The following is a 519-nucleotide window of genomic DNA, read 5'->3' as shown; positions in this document are numbered from 1 at the left end:
TTGGGCGTAAAGAGCTCGTAGGCGGCTTGTCGCGTCGGTTGTGAAAGCCCGGGGCTTAACCCCGGGTCTGCAGTCGATACGGGCAGGCTAGAGTTCGGTAGGGGAGATCGGAATTCCTGGTGTAGCGGTGAAATGCGCAGATATCAGGAGGAACACCGGTGGCGAAGGCGGATCTCTGGGCCGATACTGACGCTGAGGAGCGAAAGCGTGGGGAGCGAACAGGATTAGATACCCTGGTAGTCCACGCCGTAAACGGTGGGCACTAGGTGTGGGCAACATTCCACGTTGTCCGTGCCGCAGCTAACGCATTAAGTGCCCCGCCTGGGGAGTACGGCCGCAAGGCTAAAACTCAAAGGAATTGACGGGGGCCCGCACAAGCGGCGGAGCATGTGGCTTAATTCGACGCAACGCGAAGAACCTTACCAAGGCTTGACATACACCGGAAACGTCCAGAGATGGGCGCCCCCTTGTGGTCGGTGTACAGGTGGTGCATGGCTGTCGTCAGCTCGTGTCGTGAGA

General features: G+C 59.2%; 1 rRNA gene. It reads left to right on the top strand.

The window, feature by feature from the left end:
* Positions 1–519: ribosomal RNA gene (locus IE255_RS38920) — 16S ribosomal RNA — on the top strand; the annotation flags it as partial.

Source organism: Streptomyces lomondensis (genome assembly GCF_014651035.1).
In the GTDB taxonomy this organism is placed as follows: domain Bacteria; phylum Actinomycetota; class Actinomycetes; order Streptomycetales; family Streptomycetaceae; genus Streptomyces; species Streptomyces lomondensis.
The sequence above is the reverse complement of the archived record's forward strand: the minus strand, read 5'-3'. Positions and strand labels throughout refer to the sequence as shown.